Annotated in this window: 16 protein-coding genes; 7 read left to right on the forward strand and 9 right to left on the reverse strand. The window is 48.4% G+C overall.

The genetic code is table 11. The features are described from left to right. The first annotated feature begins 196 nt into the window (after window positions 1–196). Both RID21_RS05035 and RID21_RS05040 read left to right on the forward strand, forming a co-directional pair. Window positions 197–403, forward strand: coding sequence for a YqaE/Pmp3 family membrane protein (locus tag RID21_RS05035; RefSeq protein WP_350187464.1), 207 nt, complete (start codon window positions 197–199; stop codon window positions 401–403). 50 nt (window positions 404–453) lie between these two features. Then, window positions 454–1,212, forward strand: a complete 759-nt coding sequence (locus RID21_RS05040) for a TrkA C-terminal domain-containing protein (protein ID WP_350187465.1) — start codon at window positions 454–456, stop codon at window positions 1,210–1,212. Between the two features lie 34 nt (window positions 1,213–1,246). On the opposite strand, the gene RID21_RS05045 is transcribed toward RID21_RS05040, so the two are convergent. The 5 genes from RID21_RS05045 to RID21_RS05065 are packed head-to-tail and all read right to left on the reverse strand — an operon-like array spanning window position 1,247 to window position 9,426. Then, window positions 1,247–4,012, reverse strand: a complete 2,766-nt coding sequence (locus RID21_RS05045) for a bpX3 domain-containing protein (protein WP_350187467.1) — start codon at window positions 4,010–4,012, stop codon at window positions 1,247–1,249. Then, window positions 4,009–6,807: a hypothetical protein gene (locus RID21_RS05050; RefSeq protein ID WP_350187468.1), complete on the reverse strand. Its 2,799-nt coding sequence runs from the start codon at window positions 6,805–6,807 to the stop codon at window positions 4,009–4,011. Before RID21_RS05050 ends, RID21_RS05045 begins: the two co-directional genes overlap by 4 nt. An 18-nt stretch (window positions 6,808–6,825) precedes the next feature. Further along, window positions 6,826–7,566, reverse strand: coding sequence for a hypothetical protein (locus tag RID21_RS05055; protein WP_350187469.1), 741 nt, complete (start codon window positions 7,564–7,566; stop codon window positions 6,826–6,828). 41 nt (window positions 7,567–7,607) lie between these two features. After that, entirely contained in the window at window positions 7,608–8,783 is a 1,176-nt protein-coding gene (locus RID21_RS05060; RefSeq protein ID WP_350187470.1) for an AAA family ATPase, read from the reverse strand. After that, window positions 8,767–9,426, reverse strand: a complete 660-nt coding sequence (locus RID21_RS05065; RefSeq protein ID WP_350187471.1) for a conflict system bpX4 domain-containing protein — start codon at window positions 9,424–9,426, stop codon at window positions 8,767–8,769. Before RID21_RS05065 ends, RID21_RS05060 begins: the two co-directional genes overlap by 17 nt. Before the next feature lie 370 nt (window positions 9,427–9,796). Between RID21_RS05065 and RID21_RS05070 the strand changes: the two genes are divergently transcribed. From RID21_RS05070 to RID21_RS05080, 3 genes are read left to right on the forward strand one after another with little or no spacing between them, the layout of a single operon-like run. Further along, window positions 9,797–10,504, forward strand: a complete 708-nt coding sequence (locus RID21_RS05070) for a methyltransferase domain-containing protein (protein ID WP_350187473.1) — start codon at window positions 9,797–9,799, stop codon at window positions 10,502–10,504. Further along, the gene (locus RID21_RS05075) at window positions 10,501–11,664 is read left to right on the forward strand and encodes an NAD(P)/FAD-dependent oxidoreductase (protein ID WP_350187474.1); all 1,164 of its coding nucleotides are present in this window, start codon (window positions 10,501–10,503) and stop codon (window positions 11,662–11,664) included. Before RID21_RS05070 ends, RID21_RS05075 begins: the two co-directional genes overlap by 4 nt. 31 nt (window positions 11,665–11,695) lie before the next feature. After that, window positions 11,696–12,820: a type III polyketide synthase gene (locus RID21_RS05080; RefSeq protein WP_350187476.1), complete on the forward strand. Its 1,125-nt coding sequence runs from the start codon at window positions 11,696–11,698 to the stop codon at window positions 12,818–12,820. Here RID21_RS05080 and RID21_RS05085 read toward each other — a convergent pair. The 4 genes from RID21_RS05085 to RID21_RS05100 all read right to left on the reverse strand — a co-directional run bounded on the left by RID21_RS05085 (window position 12,792) and on the right by RID21_RS05100 (window position 17,555). Continuing rightward, window positions 12,792–15,053: an efflux RND transporter permease subunit gene (locus RID21_RS05085; protein WP_350187477.1), complete on the reverse strand. Its 2,262-nt coding sequence runs from the start codon at window positions 15,051–15,053 to the stop codon at window positions 12,792–12,794. The genes RID21_RS05080 and RID21_RS05085 overlap by 29 nt on opposite strands. A 62-nt stretch (window positions 15,054–15,115) precedes the next feature. Then, entirely contained in the window at window positions 15,116–15,883 is a 768-nt protein-coding gene (locus tag RID21_RS05090; RefSeq protein WP_350187478.1) for a hypothetical protein, read from the reverse strand. A 27-nt stretch (window positions 15,884–15,910) separates the two neighbouring features. Further along, entirely contained in the window at window positions 15,911–16,786 is an 876-nt protein-coding gene (locus tag RID21_RS05095) for an SAM-dependent methyltransferase (protein ID WP_350187479.1), read from the reverse strand. A gap of 52 nt (window positions 16,787–16,838) precedes the next feature. Further along, window positions 16,839–17,555, reverse strand: coding sequence for a YceI family protein (locus tag RID21_RS05100; protein WP_350187480.1), 717 nt, complete (start codon window positions 17,553–17,555; stop codon window positions 16,839–16,841). Window positions 17,556–17,811: 256 nt separating this feature from the next. On the opposite strand from RID21_RS05100, the gene RID21_RS05105 reads away from it, so the two are divergent. Together RID21_RS05105 and RID21_RS05110 are read left to right on the forward strand one after the other, a co-directional pair. Continuing rightward, entirely contained in the window at window positions 17,812–18,183 is a 372-nt protein-coding gene (locus RID21_RS05105) for a BlaI/MecI/CopY family transcriptional regulator (protein WP_350187481.1), read from the forward strand. Between the two features lie 622 nt (window positions 18,184–18,805). Then, the gene (locus RID21_RS05110; protein ID WP_350187482.1) at window positions 18,806–19,744 is read left to right on the forward strand and encodes a carbonic anhydrase; all 939 of its coding nucleotides are present in this window, start codon (window positions 18,806–18,808) and stop codon (window positions 19,742–19,744) included. The last annotated feature ends 446 nt before the right edge of the window (window positions 19,745–20,190 follow it).

The following is a 20,190-nucleotide window of genomic DNA, read 5'->3' on the forward strand; positions in this document are numbered from 1 at the left end:
AATCTGTCTTACTTCCTCATTGATCGCTGAGCTGGCATCTTGTTCGCTGATCGTCCACGTCGAGATCCTCCATTGTCGTAACTCCCTGCTGTTCCCCAGGTAGAGAACCCTTGATCTGTTTTGGTATGAGAAGTGCATATTAGATCCTGAAATAGATAACCTGATTTTCAGGCCCCATTTTGAAAGGATCAATTCAATGTCTACTCATGTCGAACACCAGGTTGCACCTAATCAATCAGTCGTTGCGGATATTCTCCGAATTATTCTTGCTGTTCTCCTGCCACCTGTTGGCGTCTTGTTACAGGTCGGGTTGGGAATGCATTTCTGGTTGAATATTGTTCTCACATTATGTGGTTACATTCCCGGGCTGGTTCATGCAATCTGGGTCATCGCCCGTAAATAAGTTCCCATACTCAATCAACTGCTTCAATTTCGCTTATTATATGAGGAATTATGTTTGCCATTGTTTCACTGATCGTAATCGTGGTGGTTTCAATTATTGTTGTCAGAGTGGCAACGGTTGCGTTATCACTGACCGGGCTCTCAAACCAGTTAGCTCGCTTCCAGGCCAGATCTGCATTTACCAGTACTGGTTTTACGACCAGTGAAACTGAAAAAGTAATGCGACACCCGGTTCGCCGAAAAATCATTATGACGTTAATGATTCTGGGAAACGCGGGAATCGTTACAGCAATTTCTTCTTTGATTGTCTCGTTTGTCGGAGCCGAATCCAGCGGTGGACTATGGCTTCGAATTGCCTTGCTCGCTGTCGGTCTCTCGGCACTTTGGGTACTGTCTTATAGCGACTGGGTTGACCACCGTATGTCTGAATTTATTCAACGCGCGCTACAGCGATGGACTGATCTGGAAATTCGAGACTACGCCGGTCTGTTACACCTGACTGGGGAATACATCGTCGTGGAACTGAATGTGAACGCGAACGACTGGCTGGCCGAGTCGAGTTTAAACGAGTTGAAGCTTAATGATGAAGGTGTTCTTGTTCTCGGGATTGAAAAAGAGGATGCGTCCTATATAGGTGCGCCGCGCGGCGATACGCAACTTGAAGTAAACGATCAGGTGTTGTTGTATGGCAAGGCAAGTGTATTGAAAAACCTTGATGAGCGTCGACGTGGTGCCGCTGGGAACTGGGAACACCACAAAGCCGTGGATGACCAGAAACGATCTGAGGAACAGGAAGCTGTTGTCTCATAATCCTTCAATTATTGTTTAGCAGTAATGCTGTGGTTTATTGATCTGCTTGGTAAATAGAAAGCAGACCAGTCTGATATAGCAGTGCAAACTCCTGATTGTGGTTTCCTGAGAGAACGGCGATGGGATCTGTATTATTGAGATTGACATCGTTAATGAGTTGCAATTGTCTTTGCTGAGTCTTATAGATCTCCAGAGCATTACTGCCAGCAACGATCAGGTTTCCATTTCGTTGAAAAGCAGTACAGGGATTATCCAGACCTTCTCCGAAGTTGAATGTCGTATCTGATCCAAATCCGTCCCAGATTAAGGTGCCCCCCTGATCAAATGTCAGCGCGATCCGAATTTGGGTATTTGGATAAGACGCAGTCATCGAGCGAATTCGTCGATGAAAATTATCAAATTCAGCCCCCTGGGGATCAACAATTCCCAGATATGAGCCTACCCCAATATACAGCTTGTTTCGTCGTTCTAGACAGGGGATCGGAAATTGAATTGCCCCCTCCTCAAGCTCAAGATCCAGGGGTAGTGGGATTGAATGACTGGAGATCAAATGGTTTTCTCTATTATAGGTACTTGTCAGCAGAAGATCTCTTTGAATGGCCAGGTTCCAGGAGATTCCATCAAGTGAACCTGCTGTCGCCCCCAGAATAATATGTGGTAATCCGTTGAAATCACCTGCTGTCAATCTGCAGGGAAAGTGGTCCGACTCTGATAAAGCCTGGGACTGGAACTGATCGCGGGCTGTCAGGACTCTCATATAAAGCTGGTGTTCCGGAGAAGTGGTTTTAGGAATCAACAGGATGGGGAAATCGTGAGTTTCACCTGGATTCAGTGACCAACTCAGGCGGGAGGGGACGTGAGAGCCGTCCCACAGGCTGCGTTCTAGAACCAGTCGAGAGGTCTGAGGATTAATTCCTGCTGCATAGATTATTTCACCAATGGTGATTGCTGTCTGCCATTCAACGTCACTGGACAGTTCAATCGTTCTAGCCAGTTGGACTGATTTACCGGGGCTTTTACGTTTAACAGGTTTACGTGATGTATTTTTCTGTTGAAGATACCGTTCGGTATCCCGCTGCAGTAGTTTGTCTGAGGGAACCAGTTTACCGAGTTCCGTAACCAGTGCCTGGCGTTGTGTCAGGTCGGCATGATTCAGGCTTCGAGAGATCAGGATTCTCGCTTTTTCTTCAGCATGTCCATTTACCATTCGATCGGGGTACGTGGAACGTGTTTGTGCCAGAAATTCAATCAGTGGAAGTCTACTACTGAGGGGAAGATTCGTTTCCGATAGTTCATCGATTTTTTCTTGAGCCTCCTGATGTAAGCCATGTCTGGAATAAATTTCGAACAAATGATCAAGGCAGAGTCGGGACTGCGAAGAATGAGGCCAGCCCGATTCCAGTTCTGCGATTGCCTCATCAGTGGCTTTGATTTTATCTTCTAATATTCGAGCAGCCTGTGTCGGAAGCTGTTGCTGATGCAGTTGATTTGCTGCCCGGCGGTATGCTTTAATCGCTTCCTCTTCCTGGTCTAATTTTCGATGCAAATCGCCTACTGTTTCATATTCTTTGAGTTCTCCATATTCGGCGATTGCTTCAGTCCAGAGACCGCCTTCAACGAGGCATTCGGCAGCAGAGCGAGGTTGGTTAAGCTTGTCCTTGTAAAGAACGGCAGCCTCGCGCCACTGGCGACCAGATTTGAGTGTTTGTGCGGCAGCGCTATAATCTCCCAACAAGTGGGCATAGATGTAAGCTGACCGTCTGTATCGTCCAAGTTGGACTTCCCGGGTTGCTAATTCCCGATAGCGGTTCATTAATTCCAGTTGAGTTTCATAAGGAATATCCCAGAAGTCAGCGGCTCCTCCCGATCCCATGCTGGTGAAATCGACATTCAGGTCACGCCTGGAGAGGGTATCTCCGGGAGGGGCAACACCTCGATGACCGGGATCGCCTCCCATGGGCAGTGCATATTTAAGTCCTTCATCAGGATTATTACCCAGCAGGTTGAGCAGGCGTTTAATCTCTCGGTTGCGTTTGGACTGATCCGGCCTGAACGCAGAAAAAAGTTGTTTTCCAGCCCAGTTCTCCAAATGATTAATCCAGTTTGGGGCTCCCTGATTGCGCGTAGGTACCTTGCTCGTAAATGATAGGATCGCCTTGGCAAACAGTGCATTCGGAAGCTTGAGCGGATTCGGAAGACTGTCGAACACAGATTCATCTGGATTTTTAGGAAGCTTCTTCAGAGAATCCTGGTCCGAACCAATCTCTTTTTCTTCCTCTTCAAATAACGTCTCCAGACTGGGAAACTGAATCAGGGAGATCGTATGCAGCTGTGATGAGATTGCTATTCCGGGAACTGCATAATCCCAGTCAGAATTCTGAGAAATAGAGGACTGAAAAAAATCCGCAACTGTTAATTCATCCTGCTGTTCACAAGCAACCAAGCCCACTGCCGGATGCCAGATCCAGGTATAAGGGGGGCTCAGCAGGTTTTCCAGTTCCTGTAGTGAAACTACTGGTTGCAGCGAAGCTTCAACCGGTAGATAAAGACGTGATGCCATCTGCCCATAGGGCACTCCCTGCCGTGACCGAATCTTCTGATCCGAAACGGCCAGCAGACCACATGGCCTCCGGCTCTGATTTGACTCAGGAATCAAATACAGCTTGAGCGACATTTGAGGGACATCCCATCGGCTGATCTCATTGATCCATGCTTCAGGACGATTGCCCGGCAGAAACCAGGCTGTCGTTTCTCTAACAGGTTTCGGATGATATTGTAACTGGACGGTAGCCGTGTTCATCTCAGGTGCTCTCCGAATTTTTTGATCGCTGCATCAAAGATCGGTTGGGGACTGGAACATTCGTTTTCACCACAGAAATATGCATCGCCCCAGAAGCGTCCATCATTGCACCAGCCTGATGTTTTACCCTCTACCAGGCAGAGAGATACTTCAGGAATATTGATGTCTGCACTTTTGAGATGCAGCATACCTCGAGAATCCAGGAAAGCCTGTGAACCATCATCCCATGTAGCGACAGATAATTGACATCCCAGATCCCTGTTATGTTTGACCTGTTTAAAGGTTTTCAGTCGTCGTTGATCGCTGGATGAGATTCGGGAACCCTGCAGCATGATATACTTCAGATCCGGGTGATACGAAACTCGTAATGTTGACTGTTTTGTCGTTTTCAAAACCAGTTCACCTGATTCCGTTACCAGAATCCCCATAAACTTTTTGCGAATGTTTCGGCCGGAGTTCTTCCAGTGCGCCGGCTGATCTATCCATTTCTGAATGTCTGGCCGGGCAGGTTTCAATTCGGCCTGCATGCTATACAGATTGAGAACACATCTGTCCCAACTGAAAGTGTTGTCCAGTTTGATCGCAACAATCTGCCCATCGGTGGAGATATCCTCGCTTGAGACTGACTCGACTTTCACAGAATCCATGATCGGAATCGTTTTCAGTTCTTCACGGGCGGGAAAATAGATCTTACCTCCTTTCCACAGGATGCAGACAGGCCCAATATCAGGGTCACGTTCAAAAATGGTGACCACATCGTTTGGATTGACAGTTCCCAGATTGAATTCGGTCATCACAGGCTGTCCCCGAGATATATCAAAGGAGAGCGCGAGCCACTGGCTCCGATCGAGTGTGTGGAAAAAACGGTCACAGGCCAGAATCAAGTCAGAAGAATAATGTGAGGAACCAACGCGTTCGCCCGTAGCAGGATCGATGGCGATAATGGTATTGAATGTTTCATTGATCAGAAACAGGAAGCCGTGATGGGCGCAGATCGCGGTGAATTCCATCTGCTTCAGCTCAATGGGAGTATGTGTGACACTTTTCTGTTCCAGGTCTATGTGTACCAGCTGAAGTTCTGAATTCTGAAGGTCACCTGTGAGCAGCGAAATTCTTCCCTGATCAGGAATCCCTGTTTTCCAGCAGATATTCCTGCCTTTTAACTGGGGAATTCCAAATGCCAGTAACTGGGCTCCCGTATGTGATTTGGGCCAGTACAACAGAAGACCGGAATCTGTAACACCAATCTGTCCATAACCGGGAACCCACCAGGTGACCTGTTTGTTCTGCTGGAATGAGTACGCGAGATTCAATGGAAAAGGATGAGTGGCAAAGATGGCCGGTAAACCTTCAAAACCCTCCTGTCTTAAGAGGGGGGCAATCGTTGTAGAAGCCGTATCAAACAGGCTTTCCAGATCAAGTTCCAGATCACATACGATTTTATTACCCCGTAAACTTTTCTCGATCAACTGGAAGTGACCGTCTCGTTTGACAGTGGCGATGTGTAGAATGTCCAGTTCAACTGTTCGTAGTGCAGTCTGAAATTCCGGGTCATGCCAGACATCCTCAGTGATTAATAGGACCGGTTCCGAATTGGATTCTACTTCTTCGAGCTGCTTGAGAAAATCAGGTAAAGCGAATGCCGGATGCAGATGGCTGTCCAGGGCCTGTAGCAGTTCTTCAAGCCCTGCACGAGACGCCAGGTCTACAGTTTCGAGTCGTTTCTGAAATGCCCGGAACGCTCTGAATTCAGTCTGTTGATCAGTAGAAGCAGCCAGGGCCATCGAAACTGCAGCCAGATAGACACGCGGAATGCCCCAGGTACGAATTCCACAGTCGATGAGCAAAGTCCTGCACCGTTGTGGTGGATGTGGTGATGCTTCCCTGCGCAGATAGAGGGCTTCATTCACTGCGATCCGCACAGTTAAAGTTAAGTCATCATTGGCGAGTTCACTGAGCAGTAAGCGATCAAGGGGACCACGATTGCAGATATCAGAAACACCGCCATGTGCCAGGTCTTCCGGCTCTGCAACTGGCCGGGGAATGGATATTGCTGCTAAGAGGTTCTGAGCCAGCCTGGCCAGGCCACTGTGTTCCCGATCTTCTTTCAATTCAGCGATGAGTTGTCGTACCTGATCTGCAAAGGGGATGTCCAGCGCATCCGGGAGAGGCAATTCATCCAATCCGATAGTCTTGCGCAGCCGTAATTTTTCCGCATCAAGCTGTTCCAGTCCGGTGAGGAAATGACTGACTTCCTTGAGCGTCAATCGCTGGGAGAGGTTGCCTTGAATACTCTCAAATATCGGGTCAAAGATGACCTCTTCCAGTCCTGAGGAGACTTCTTCGACGATGGCTCGTGCCAGTTCAGGAGACGTCCTTTGGCTTGAGAAATCAAATACGCATTCCGCAATGAGTGCTTTACCCTGCGTCCGGGAACGCAGTTCACCAGGCAATTGCTGGACTTTTCTGAGACCTCGTTCCAGGATTCCCTGAGTGGATGAGAGAGCTTCCGTTCTGGAAACGACAGGGGAAAGCGAGGCGAAATCTTTGACCTGTGCTTCAAGCCGTTCCAGGTCATGAATCGGATCTCGCATCCCTGCCAGCAGAATCAATAACAGGTCTAATGGAGGCAGCCCCTGCGGAGCAAGGTGCGAAAGAATTTTCTCCAGTTCCTGTCGAAACAGGATTGTACTTCCATCTTGCCAGGCAATCACTTCTCCAGCATCAGTCCACTTCCAGAATGCGTCCCGGGAAGGGATGAGGTATTTGCGAATATCTTTGCTGAAGTCACTCATGAAGATAAGTATTCCCAATCACACAGGATCAGAGGACGAATTGTTATCAAACCGCTGAAGTGTCAATCTGACAGAGGAACGTGTTAATGGAGTGAACTGGTCCGCGCGAATCAACTCGCGTGACTGATCCGCATGAAGTAAAACAACATCACCCGGATTAAGCTTGAACAGTGACTGTAGAACATCGACATCCACCTGCGGAGACCATGCCCATCCTGCAGCGACAGCGATGCCCTTTAGTTCACAGAAAAAAAATCCTTCAATTGAGGGCAGAGGAGAACCCCGAAGAATGGTCCGTTGCTGACTGTCGACCGCGTATTGCAATGGTTTTAATCGGATCTGCGAATCGCAATCAACCAGTTTTTTTAATTTGACAAGCGTTGTCAGCAATATATTCGCCGTCAGATTCTGTTGACTGCGCACCAGCTCAAACGAGATACGGTCGTCTGTCTTTCCAGCCAGGGCGGGAGCCTGCAGTTGTATGGTTAACCATTCCGGAAGTGGCAGCCATTCCGTTTCAGGCAGATAGCCCAAGGGAACATGGCGACCGGCGGGAATGAGTTGAGCGTCTTTTTGCAGATCAAAAAGCTCACTGTCGGGAATCGATCGCAGTATTCGTGTTAAGTTCTCATCCAGCGTTGAACCACGGAGCCAGATTTCCTGGTCCAGAACGCTGGCCTGAATCTGTTTTTCCAGGCGGAGTGAGCTCAGCGATTTCAATTGCTCTGCAGGGAGACGCAGTACCCACTGTGTTGTCATTGATCTGTCCGGAATGAACTAATTTTGATCGAATCGCCGACTTAATCTGAAAGCGAATGCAGTTGTTCACGCAGTTTATCGATTTTTTCAGTAAGAAACGTTTTCTGTTGATCCGATTCTACCCACTGGCAACGCGACGCAAGCAGGGTAACCTGATCCTGTAACTGAGCTCGTTCGATCTCTGTGAGGCTATCGTCATGGCAGCGTTGTTCCAGTTGCTCGATATCACGAACCAGTAATTCGGGGTCAGGAACGTCTGCGGAACGTGAACGTGGATGCCCTGACTGTTTTTCCGTTTCATCCGCCTGGTCAATGGCATCATTTACCAGCGAGGCCAGGATTTCAATCTGCTCTTCCGTATGCCAGATGGAACGGAGAATCCAGAAATCGGTACGGTTAACTTTGAGTCTTCCGGACAGAATCGCACTGGCAGCCAGCAGACGCTGTAGTTTAACAGCGCGGCGGTCCGAGACATCAATTCCTGCTTTCCGCATGCGATGAATCAACGCGACATAATCAGACTGGACCTGACTGAAGTCTGCCTGCGCGAGGCTGTATTGCAAGCTGCGAATCTCGTCAATGGAGATGGTCCCCTGTGTCTGTTCACGTATGACGTCCATTTTCCAGCCAGCCATCAATACCTGTGACAACTGATCGGGTTCGACATTATCACAACGTACGCGGACCAGAAAACGGTCAAACAACGCTCCCAGTGCACTATCCTCGGGCAGGTGATTACTGGCTCCGACTACCATCAGGGTCGGCAGTGCCCTCGTTTCACGTCCCCTTCGGAAGACACGTTCATTGAGTACCATCAACAGACTGTTCAGAATTGCGCTATTGGCATTGAGCAACTCATCCAGGAATACAAAAGTGGCCTCCGGCAACATCCCCTCAGTATTGGTGATCAATTCACCTTCACGGAGTTTGCGAATATCAAAAGGTCCGAAAATCTCGTTGGGTTCGGTAAATCGAGTGAGGAGATAGTCAAAGATATTGCCTTCAATCCGTCGAGATAAATCCTGCACCAGCGCACTTTTAGCAGTTCCGGGGGGGCCCAGCAAAAAAAGGTTCTCACGTGCTACCAGGCAGATGCCGAGCAGATCAATGATTTCATCTTTACCCACAAATGTTTGTTTCATGGGGGATAGAATCGTATCTTTCAGCTTTTGGCTGAGTGCCAACTCTTCAGTCTGCGGCTCAGTTGTCTGGTCCATCTTGCTGTTTTATTTCATGTTGGATGTGATTGTGGATATTGGGCGCAAGTTCAGGATACATTCCCCAGGATGCCTCAACAAGTGTTCTGACGCGAGGGTCAGCCAGGCGTGAGACATCGTTTCTTGCCAGGATGCGGTCGCAATAAAGTCGGAGCAGTCCGGGACAATCTACGAAACCCTCAATCGGGAATGGCACAGCAATCTCTTTTATTCCGATAGACGATAAAGGCCAGCGGTTCGCCCAGTCATTCAGATGTTTCAGTAGCGGGTCATTTTCCATCATTGATTTTGAAAGGCGAAACAGATCAGGCAGGAACCGGAATACCAGATCGACTGCATAATGAGACTCAGGTGTATCAGGGAAATTCTGTATCACGTTTAATTTTTCATCGAGCTGCTGAGAAGGCGCATTGCGCAGAACGACGAATTGACAGGCACGATAAAATAATACTGCGGCTTGTTCAGCCAGGGTGATATCAAGGGAGGGGATCTCTCGAGGCAATTCCAGTCGATACAGTTTCTCAAAATTGCTGATGACTTCTCTCGCATCCAGGAGTTCCTCTTCTTGAAGTGGTTCGATTTCTGGAACCAGAACATGTCCATCATCAAACAGCGATTCGAGAAATGTCGGAAAGGAAGACATATGGAAAGATCTGCCTGTCGTCAGGATGCGATATCAGTATATCGGATTGAAAATGTAAGATTCATCTTAAAATAGACAATGCAGAGATGGATGTATAGTGAGAAGTTCGACGAATCATTAACGAACTGAATCAGAAACGTTACTCACACTGAATTGTGATAATTGAACTTTACTGATACCGATTCCACTCTGGTTTTCTATAATAACTGGACAACAGATAAACCAGTCAGGATCAGACTTATCTTGACAGAACAATAAGGTTTAACGAAGATCCATCTCAATTAAATACTATTAAAATAGTAGTATTTTTATATTCATGAAGAGTCACACGGAAACGCGATTGTAAGCGCGTCAGAAATTCAGAGGGATTATGAATTTACAGATTCGGCAACGCGAGCCGGAATTGATGGACCAACCGGGACTTAGTGATGCTGAGCATGGCAGTGCACTTACAGGCTTGAGTCGCGTTAACTGGTTCAGCCGCAGTAGTTCCATCTTCTGGGGACCTCTGTCAAAGCTGGCTCAGACAATTGATCAGAGACCCGTGAAGATCCTGGATATTGCCAGCGGAGGGGGTGATGTCAGCATCGATCTGGCAATACGCGCCCGGCAGGCGGGACTGAATATTGAAATCTCCGGGTGTGATATCAGCGAATATGCCGTCAGCCATGCGACCGAAAGGGCTCAACAGAAAGGATTGGAGAAGATCCATTTTTTCCAGAGTGATATTTTCCAGGAACCTGCAGAACGTAAATACGATCTTGTGATGTGTTCTCTATTTCTGCATCATCTTGATGAACTCCAGGCGGTACAGCTTATGCAATGGATGTCAGAGTCAACAAGGCATTTATTGTTGATTAATGATCTGCGCAGAACCCGACTGGGGTACTGGCTGGCCTGGTGTGGCTGTCGTTTATTAACGCGTTCGCCAATTGTACACACGGATGGTCCTGTTTCCGTCGCGGCGGCCTTTTCAATTGACGAGACAGAACAGTTGGCCCGACAGGCGGGCTTAAACCAGATTCACATTTCCCGACACTGGCCTCAAAGATTTCTGCTGGAGTGGAGTCGGGTATGACTGCTCTAAAGTCAATCAGTATCGCGGATGCGAGCAGGCAAGAGTGGGATATTCTTATTATTGGTGCCGGACCTGCGGGTACTGTAGCGGCTCATCAGGCAGCCAGGGCAGGACTCAAAACACTTCTCGTCGAAAAAAAAGTATTTCCACGTTACAAAGTCTGTGGTGGTTGTCTCAATCAGAGAGCTGTGAATGCGTTGCAGGAAGCAGGTTTGGCAGCAGCCCTCGATGAACTCGATGCCGTTCCTCTGGATCAGTTTGAAATGCGTTACCAGGGACGGGCCTTAAGAATTCCCCTGCCCGGAGGACTGGCAGTCTCCCGTTTCGCATTGGACCTGCAACTGGTTCGAATGGCTCAGAAGTCGGGAGTGAGTTTTCTTGCTGAGACGAAGGCACTGGTATGTAATGATGCAATTCCTGGTCTAACTCGCAAAGTTGATTTATTTCAGCAGGGAGCATTATGTGGTGTGGCCCGAGCGAGAGTTGTATTAGTGGCGGATGGACTTGGTCATCCCAGCCTGAAACAATGCGGAGAGTTCGAAAGTAAGATTTCTCAAGATTCTCGAATTGGTGCAGGAGTCATCTTGCCCGGTGATCAAATCTCAGATTATCCTGCGGGCACGATTCATATGGCAATTCACAGGCATGGCTATGTGGGGCTGGCACGTGTAGAAGCGGGGCAACTGAATGTGGCCTCTGCCATTGATCGTAAATTTATGAAACAACAGCAGAGTCCAACTGCCGCAGTTCTCAATATCATGGAAGAGTCAGGGTTTCCTGTTCCTCCGGTGATGAGAAGTATGAATCTCAAAGGGACAATTCCCTTGACCAGGAAAACGGTGAGGCCTGCCTCCCATCGGCTGTTACTGGTGGGTGATGCTGCCGGATATCTGGAGCCATTTACCGGAGAAGGGATGTCAAATGCGATATCAGAAGGGATTGCTGCTGTGCATATCGCGTCGAACGGATTGCAGGACTGGGATCAATCTCTCGAACAGCAGTGGTTGCACACGCATCAGACTTTGACTGAGGGACGCTCACACTGGTGCCGCTATCTGTCTCAGCTTTTACGCTCTCCAGCAGCAATCAACGTTGGGCTGCGGTTATTTCGCTGGTTTCCAAATATGGCCCGGCCCATCGTCGCCAGCTTAAATCATTAAATCGCAATTCTTGCGAGATCGAGTAATACAGATGAGTTTTGAAATCCTTGGAATTGGAACAGTCAATCCCTTACATTCAATCGAGCAGATTGAAGCCGCCTCACATGCGGAGGCACTCAGCTGTTCGGCGGAATCAACAGAACAGCAAAGACGGTTACTGCCAGTTCTGTATCGAAGAGCCGGTGTTAAAACCCGGCACAGTGTCGTGCTGGAGAGCAGCACCAATGGTGAGATGGCACAACAGAGTTTCTATCCTCCCGCAGAATCAGAGTCTGATCAGGGGCCAACGACATCACAGCGTATGCAGGCGTATGAAGCGAATGCCGCTTCCCTGGCCGTTTCAGCCGTGGAAGCAGCGTTGCAGAAAAGTCAGGTAACCCCTGGTGAGATTACCCAACTGATCACGGTTTCGTGCAGTGGATTCAGCGCCCCCGGTTTTGATATTGCTCTGGTCAGAGAACTGGGCCTGCCCGCAGATGTGTCTCGTACACACGTCGGATTTATGGGCTGTCATGGTGCACTAAACGGGTTGCGGATTGCCAAGGCTTTTACAGACAATGATCCCCGGGCAAGAGTTCTGGTCTGTGCGGTTGAATTGTGCAGCCTGCATCAGCAGTACGGCTGGTGTCCGGATAAAATTGTAGCGAATGCGTTGTTTGCGGATGGTGCTGCGGCGGTTGTGGGAAAGCAAGCTTCTGGGGAACCTGCTGATCGTTGGCAGCTGATCGCATCCGGATCAACGATCGTACCAGACTCCGAAGAGATGATGAGCTGGCGCATCGGCGACAATGGATTTGAAATGACACTCTCCCCTCGCATCCCGGATCTGATCCATGAAAATCTGCGTCCCTGGCTCAAGCGATGGTTACTTCAGCAGGGAATGAACATTGAAGATGTGGGTAGTTGGGCGATTCATCCCGGCGGCCCTCGCATTCTGAGTGCGGTCGCGGAAACAGTCGGTTTTGAGGAATCTCTGCTAAGTCCTTCTCGAGAAGTTCTGGCACGTTATGGAAACATGTCTTCTCCTACCGTGCTGTTTATTCTCAAAAAACTCCAGGCAGAACAGGCACGCTTACCCTGTGTCATGCTGGGCTTTGGTCCTGGACTGACCATTGAAGCCGCTTTAATTAATGATTGTGATCTGTCTCAGGCTTAAGCTCAAAGCATCGTCCCAGAGGGCTTAAAAGCAGAGCTGGCAGGACGATCAAATCTCCCAGCAGGGCCATCATCAACAGTCCCGCCATCATCCAGGCAAATCGGGATGTAGGTACAAAACTGCTCAGTGCAAACACAAGCAGGCCGAGGCCGCAGATCAGTGATGTCTGAATCATCGCCTTTCCGCAGTGGCGATAAGCATAGAGCACTGATTCCCGGGACGAATGCCCCGCATCCAAATGGCGGCGGAAAAAGGTCAGATAGTGCAGGGTATCATCGACGGCGATACCGAGTGCCACACTGGCTGTCATTACAGATCCGATATCGACAGCGACGGACAGCCAACCCAGAAGTCCGAAGATCATCAACGGTGGAAACACGTTGGAGACCATGGATACTAACCCCGCAGAAAGTCCGCCTTGAACAATCGTCATGACAACCGCAATGATCAAAAAGGCAAACAGAAAGCTTTTAAACAGATCCTGCATTAACTGCCGTTGAATTTCGTGGACCAGAGGCATGATGCCGGTCTGTTGTGTTTTTACGCCTGCAGGAATCGTCTCAAACTTTGTAATCAGCGCTGATTCTACATGTGTTCCTATCTGTTCCAGGCACGCATTATAGTCCACATCGTTGAGTGCGCTGACATACGCAGTAATTCGGAACAGATGCTTGCCGTCTATTTCTTTCAGATATCCTGCATTCATAAACTGAGGTCTGAAACGTGTCAGTGCTTCATTGAGCTGGTACTGAAATAATTCATCCGATAGATTCTCCGGACGGGGAAATCGGGGGGCAAATGACATGGTGGAGATCGTACGGTTGACCATGCTGGTCTTACGCAGGCTGCGTTCGATATCCCAGACCATCAGTAACTGTTCACGAAACGTCAGGTCCACGTCAGGTGAGCAGGTCAAAACCACTTCGATCGGGACGAGTGAGCCGACATGATCTTCCAGCCAGCCATAGTCATTCAGTATTTTGCTGTTCTCAGAAAATAGTGTTTCGATACGCACGGAAGCAGAGATTCGGGAAATTCCCAGACTGGCTCCCAGCATCGCGAGCAGAGCCAGACAGACAATCACGGTATGGTTTCTTTTTAAAATTGTTGTCAGAAAGTACCAGATGTCGTGTCGATCTTCCTCGCAGTCTTCCGTTTCAGATGTCGATTTCGCAGGCCGTTTGAGAGGCCAGACAGTGAAGACTCCCGGAATCAGGCTTAACAGCAGTCCTGTAGTAATCAGCACACCACAGGCGGCGTAACCGCCGAACAGTCGAATCGGTGTCAGCCCGCTGACGAGCAGAGAAGCCAGTCCAATTGCAGTCGTCCCTGCAGAGAGCAGACAGGGCAGCCAGCCAACCTGAAAAGCATACGCAGCAGGACTGGTAATCTGCGGGTCTTTGACTGCATCAAAGTAATAGTTGACCAGATGAATCCCACCCGCGACTGCGAGTACCTGAATTAACGGGGGGAGCACGATCAACAGTGCAGTGATACTTTCTCCACTGTAATGAATCAATGCCAGTGTAATACCCTGGGCCAGAAGTGACAGACCAAAGACGAGCAGCGCCGCGCGGAGTGAACGCAGGCAGATCCAGCAGATTAACAAGACCATCAAGGTTGAGGGGAGGACAAACCTGTCCATGGAATCTTTGCTGGCCAGGTCAATTTCCAGTCCATCTATGATGGGACCTGCAAGATAACATTCTTCCGCCGAAACATGACAAAGTGTTTCCAGGGCAGATCGGATATCGCTTACCAGCTCTTTTCGTTTAAGCAGGCCATCTGACGTGAAACTCACAACAATACAGGTTGTTTCATGGTCTTTTCCAATGAAAGTCCCATCCAGTCGATGGTGAACTTCCCGATCATTCAGACGCATGGCAGGGGAGCTTAAAGAGAGGTATATCTCTTTGCCGGAGATCACGCGTTCAAAGTACCATTGTCCAGAATCATCCTTAAAAACGGCATCTGTGCGTAGGGCGGATACAAACTGGTCCAGATCCGGATTGTCCAGCGTACAATCTTTCCAGCTGATGATTACGGTATCTGCATTGCCGAACTGTTCCCGGAATCGATCATAGTCTGCCCGGGCAGGGAAAGATCCATCGACCCAGTCCAGCGGAGAATTGACTTTGGTCTGAAGTGCTTGAAAAGCCCCATAGCCGACGAAAGGCAGCAGTATCAGTACATAGATGACCAGCAACCAGAATCGTTTACGATGAATCGACATGTCGCTGATGCTTTTAACAGTGGGAGAGTGAAACGCAGGGGGGTTGAAGAAGTAATGATAGCTCAAGTTGTCTGTAGAGGAGTTTTTTCAATTGGTTTTACGGATGCAACTTTTGTCTTCCGCTTTCCGAGGGGACCAAAAAAGATGAAGGGATAGCCGGGTACTCTGGATTGATAGTCACGGTACGGTTTTCCAATATAGAAACTGAGACGTTCATCTTTCAGATAACTTCCGATGAATATATAGGTCGTCCAGATTCCAGTCAGAACAGCGCGATCCAGAGTCATCAAAGGTGTGAACCAGAGTAAGCCCATGAAACTCAGGTAAACCGGATGCCGCAGGCAGCAGTAGAGACTACGTGGTTGAAAATCCCTTCTGGGCAGCGGTTGTTTTCTCAGCCAGTACCACCATTGAGTGAGACCGGTCTGATAGCCCAGACCGGTCAGGTTGAGACTATAGAGCAGCGTAAGCCACGATCCATAAAAGCCAGCTGTCATCAGCCAACCTCCCCAACCTGACAGATTCCAGATTTCTATCGGGCTGCTGCGCCAGCAGAATGCCGTTAACAGGATGCCCACACAAGTTTGCACACAAAACAGGCTACCATAGAATTGTGAGGGAAGCCTGCGTGTGATTGCAGTGCGTATGCCCGGATAGAGCAGCAGACTGTGTCCGACCGCGAACTGGATAGCCAGCAGTGCATCAATGGCCAGAGAGCCATTTGCGTGATGACTGAAGTCTTCTTTCAGAAACCAGAACAGGTACCAGACTGTGATCAGGAACAACAATTGTGTTGCGATCCCGAATACAATACCAACGAAACGTCGCATCCCTGCTTCCTCGAGGTCGTTATTAAATTATTTCGCTTCTGGTTTGCTGGCAACGAAGCATCCATACTGCATTGCACCGGTCTCGTATGCCTTAAGAATGGTTTCGAACCGATCCAGAAACATAACGGTATTTTGATCGATGAGTTTCGCCAGCCAGCGAACTTTTGTTTTTTTGACCCGTTGATGACAGATTTCCCAGGTCTGGCTGACGCGATTGGTCCAGTTATGGAAATCATCAAATTCCAGACCAGACTGCTCTATCCAGGATTGATAATCAGCGGCGTTCCCCAGTGAAGGGCAGAAGAACCCTTCACAGACATCGTAGACGTTTTGTTTTGCCTCATCGGTGTCTAATTCTTCGCCGGCCAACCAGGCACAGATAATCATCCTTCCTCCCGGTCTGAGCCAGGAGGCTGCTTTCTGGAAAAAGGCTGGTTTATCAAACAGGTGTTCTGTGCACTCGATGCTCCAGATGACATCAAATGATTCTGCAGGGAATTCTGCTGTCTCAGCATCCTGACAGAGGAAGCGGGTACGACTGGATTGCCCGCGAAAAAATGCTTCCAGGCTGGCCCAGCGTCTTTGAATGGGACTGAGTGTGATCCCCGTGACATTACACTTGAATGCCTGCGACAGAAACATGGATGAACCTCCCATACCACAGCCGACATCAAGCAGGTCCTGACCATCCTGAATCGGTATCAGTTCAGCCATCGTTTCCGTCAACTGCTGTTGCGCCTGGGCTGGTGCGCGGTATCTGTCCTGATGATTCTCTGAATTCGCAAGTTCTTCATTCCAAAGTCCATGATGGATATGACGTCCCCAGAGCAGACGATAGAACAACGTTGACAAATTGTAGTGACTGCGAATCACTTTCTTCTCTACCGTGGGGCAACTAATCATTCTGTCTTACCGTATTAACTGTGTTGTCGCGAAAGAAAGTTAAGGATCCATGTTATCTGGCCACGTCAATTTCACCATATATTTTTAATTGATCTGTAACGCCGACTGCGCCAAAAGCCTTACTGAAGGGAGTGATTCCATAGTGCGACTGTAAAATGGAGAAGTTGCCTCGCAGGTGATAGGAGTCTTTTTTCTCTGTCACTTCTGCGACAATGTTCATTTTTCGTGCCACTCCGTGCAATGTGAACTTACCGCTTAGCTGGTAGAGCGGTTTGCCGGAACTTGATTTCTGTTGCAGCGGAAGTGCCGAATTGACTTCGAATGTGGCTGTCGGATATTTCTGCACATCGAGCACGGAACTACCTAGCATATTGGCATTCACATCTTTCTGGGTCGATGCAGATGTGGTACCGCTTAAGCCGATATATTGCCTTGCTTGAGCAGTATCTGCCCGCCAGGTTGTCATATCGAAAATAATTTCACCCGCATTGCTGCGGACTCCGAGGTTCAAGGAACCCGATTTAATTTTACCTTCCACGGCATGCTCATGTCCAAAACCGGTTTTTCCCACATATGTGTAAACGCGGCTGGAAGATGTATCGATACTACCTGTTGGAACCGGGGACTGTGAGACTGAGTTTCGTGACAGGTGCTGGATTACCCCTGTCAGGACTTCTCCCTGAGAACTGCGAGCGGAAATGATCCAGATCAGGCAACAGCTCAAGCTAATGGAAATCAACCACTTCTGTTTTTTATCGAGAATTGTCATCAGTCAATCCTTGTCTGTGTACTTATGTCAGTAGTGCAGAGAGGCGGATGTCTTACCAAAGCCTCCAATTTGCGGCGAAAAGTAACAACTATTGATATAGTAGTAAAGGCCGGTTTGGAAAATTCATAAAGACCCTCGCTGAAATTCTCTGATTGATGTTTGGGTGGGGAGCCGGAAGACTGGTTTTAACTGAGCTTTAGAGTCGTTAAACTCTGTTCAGAAAATAAACTGACTTTCTTCTGTATTGGGTTAATCTGTGAAAGACTATCGGCTGACGCCTTATGAACTGGAACTGATGGATGTGATCTGGGATCTCGGAGAGGCCAGCGTCCAGGATGTTTGTGATGCATTACCACGGGATCTGGCCTATACAACCGTGATGACGACCCTCAGTCTTCTGGTACAAAAAAAGAAAGTCTTGAAAAGAGTCAAAAACGGCCGTGCTTATATCTATCAACCCGTGGTCTCGCGAGAAGAAGTCTCACGCTCGATGCTCGGCCAGATCAAGCAGGTGTTGCTGAAAGACTCGCTGCCGAGCCTCATGTTAAATCTTCTGGAAGAAGAGAATATTTCAGCAGACGATATCAACGCTCTCAAAGAGGCAATCAGGAAGCTGGAAAATCAGTAACCTGCCCCTTGCTGATGATATCTCATCAGCAGGCTGATCAAGCTGACTCCCTGCCTTAACAGGAGTGGGGCTGCACAACGAGAGAAAAGTAATCCATCTCTATAACAGCCAGGCCGGGCGTACTATCTACGGCTCTTCTCTCGCTATCTCATTCATTCCACCAATTCACTCTATGAATGGTTAAACAGACAACCTGGATATCGCATGACCAGGCAATGATTACGATTCTTGAAAATATATGCACGATATTGCGTCTGAACTGCAAAGAGTTGCATGGAATCGTTGTCTCATACTGCTCACCTCCGAACTCATTGGCTGGAAGAATCGCAGTCAGCTAAATGAATTTGTATGTTTTTATTACTGATATTTCAGGCTTTCACTGAATCTTTCTATTTTCAGTGAAAGAATTTTTGCTGCGCCGGTATGCCTCTTGCAAGTAGAGGCAGTTAATGTCAGATCGGGAAGACTGACATACTTTCGATTTTCAATTATCGGTATCAAATACTAATAGATAGATCTGAATCGGGTAGTCTCTGGATGGTGTGCCCTGACCATCTGGGAGCGTTTGTAGACAGGGTAAGTGTAAGGCGAACCAGCTACCCGTTTTCAGGAGACAAATAAAATGGATTCCACATCATTGTCAAATACCTGTCAGTGCGTGAAAGAATCACTGAACCATGGAAATATGGAATTTGTGGAAACACTGCGCTGCGAGCAACAGTTACTGGAGGAAGCTTTAAGCAGGGGCGACACTTCTGCCACTACAAGCCCTGAAGAATACAAACAGAGTTATATCGAGCAGTTAGGGGCTCTGGGAGAAATTCCACCACAAACTCCTCGTGCCGCTGTTTTAGCCTGCTCTGATGCTCGTGTCCCTGTTCTGGATATTTTTAATCAACGTCCCAATGAGGTTTATGAAATCCAGTTAGCAGGAAATGTGGCTTCTGCGGAATGTCTGGGGAGTCTGGCACACGCAGTTGAATATCTACCGACGCTTGAGGGAGTTGTTGTGCTGGGACACACTGGTTGCGATGCAGTATCTGTAGCCGTAGATCAGTTTCTTTCTCCGCGACCGGAAATTACTGCAGCAGACAGCTCAATCCGATCCCTTGTTAATTCCATCATGCCGTCCATCGAAATTGCTGCATCAGCTCTGGGGAAGAAGACGCGATTCCTTTCTGGAAGTGTGCCCCGCTTCACGCTTGACCGTAATAAGCTGATCAAAACCGTGGTGTTTGTGAATGCTGCAGCGATGGCCTGGAAAATTCAGGAATTTGTGAACAGGCTGCAACGTGTTGTCCCGGTCTGGTATGGCATCTACGATCTGGCATCCTGTCGAATTCTGCATGTGGACCTGGAACGTCGCGATGGCTCTCTGCTATTCGGTCTGGGAAATGCTCCCGGTGTGATTGACCTCGACGATGTCGCCAGCAGTATGGCTCAGTATCTCTCAAAAATGGATAACTTCGATGCTGCCAGATTCTCGACAAAATCACTCGGGCCGCAGGCAAAATCTACCTGGGATACCCTTTCGATGAGGGAGCGAACTGCAAAAACATAAAACGATGTGATGTTAGAGTACGGCTCAAAAACTTCACCAATGAATGAGTGGACTGGAAGCCGGACGACTCTCCATTTCGTTCATTTTATGCCTCAGCCACTCATTCATTTAAAACCATGTTGTTGTAAAGACCATTGAGTAATTAAGAAGAATCAGAGATTGATTCTGGTTCAATTATGTTTCTACTTGCGGAGTAAAACAGTTGGAAGATTATGGTCGTCGAAAAACTGTTTTGTTTCGCAAGATAAGAGGAGTCGTGTTCCGTCGTGCTGGTTCCTGAGTTAATCAGTTGCGCATTACCAATGCCCACGCAAGTGGGGGGTTCAGTCTTGTTCCTCGACTGGATATTTCGTAGTTTGCCGGTCACCTTCATGTGCTTACTTTGGCGGGTAGCTAGCATGATGGGTGGCTGGCGACTACGTGCTTAATCTGGGAGTCTGAACTTC

Source organism: Gimesia sp. (genome assembly GCF_040219335.1).
GTDB lineage: Bacteria > Planctomycetota > Planctomycetia > Planctomycetales > Planctomycetaceae > Gimesia.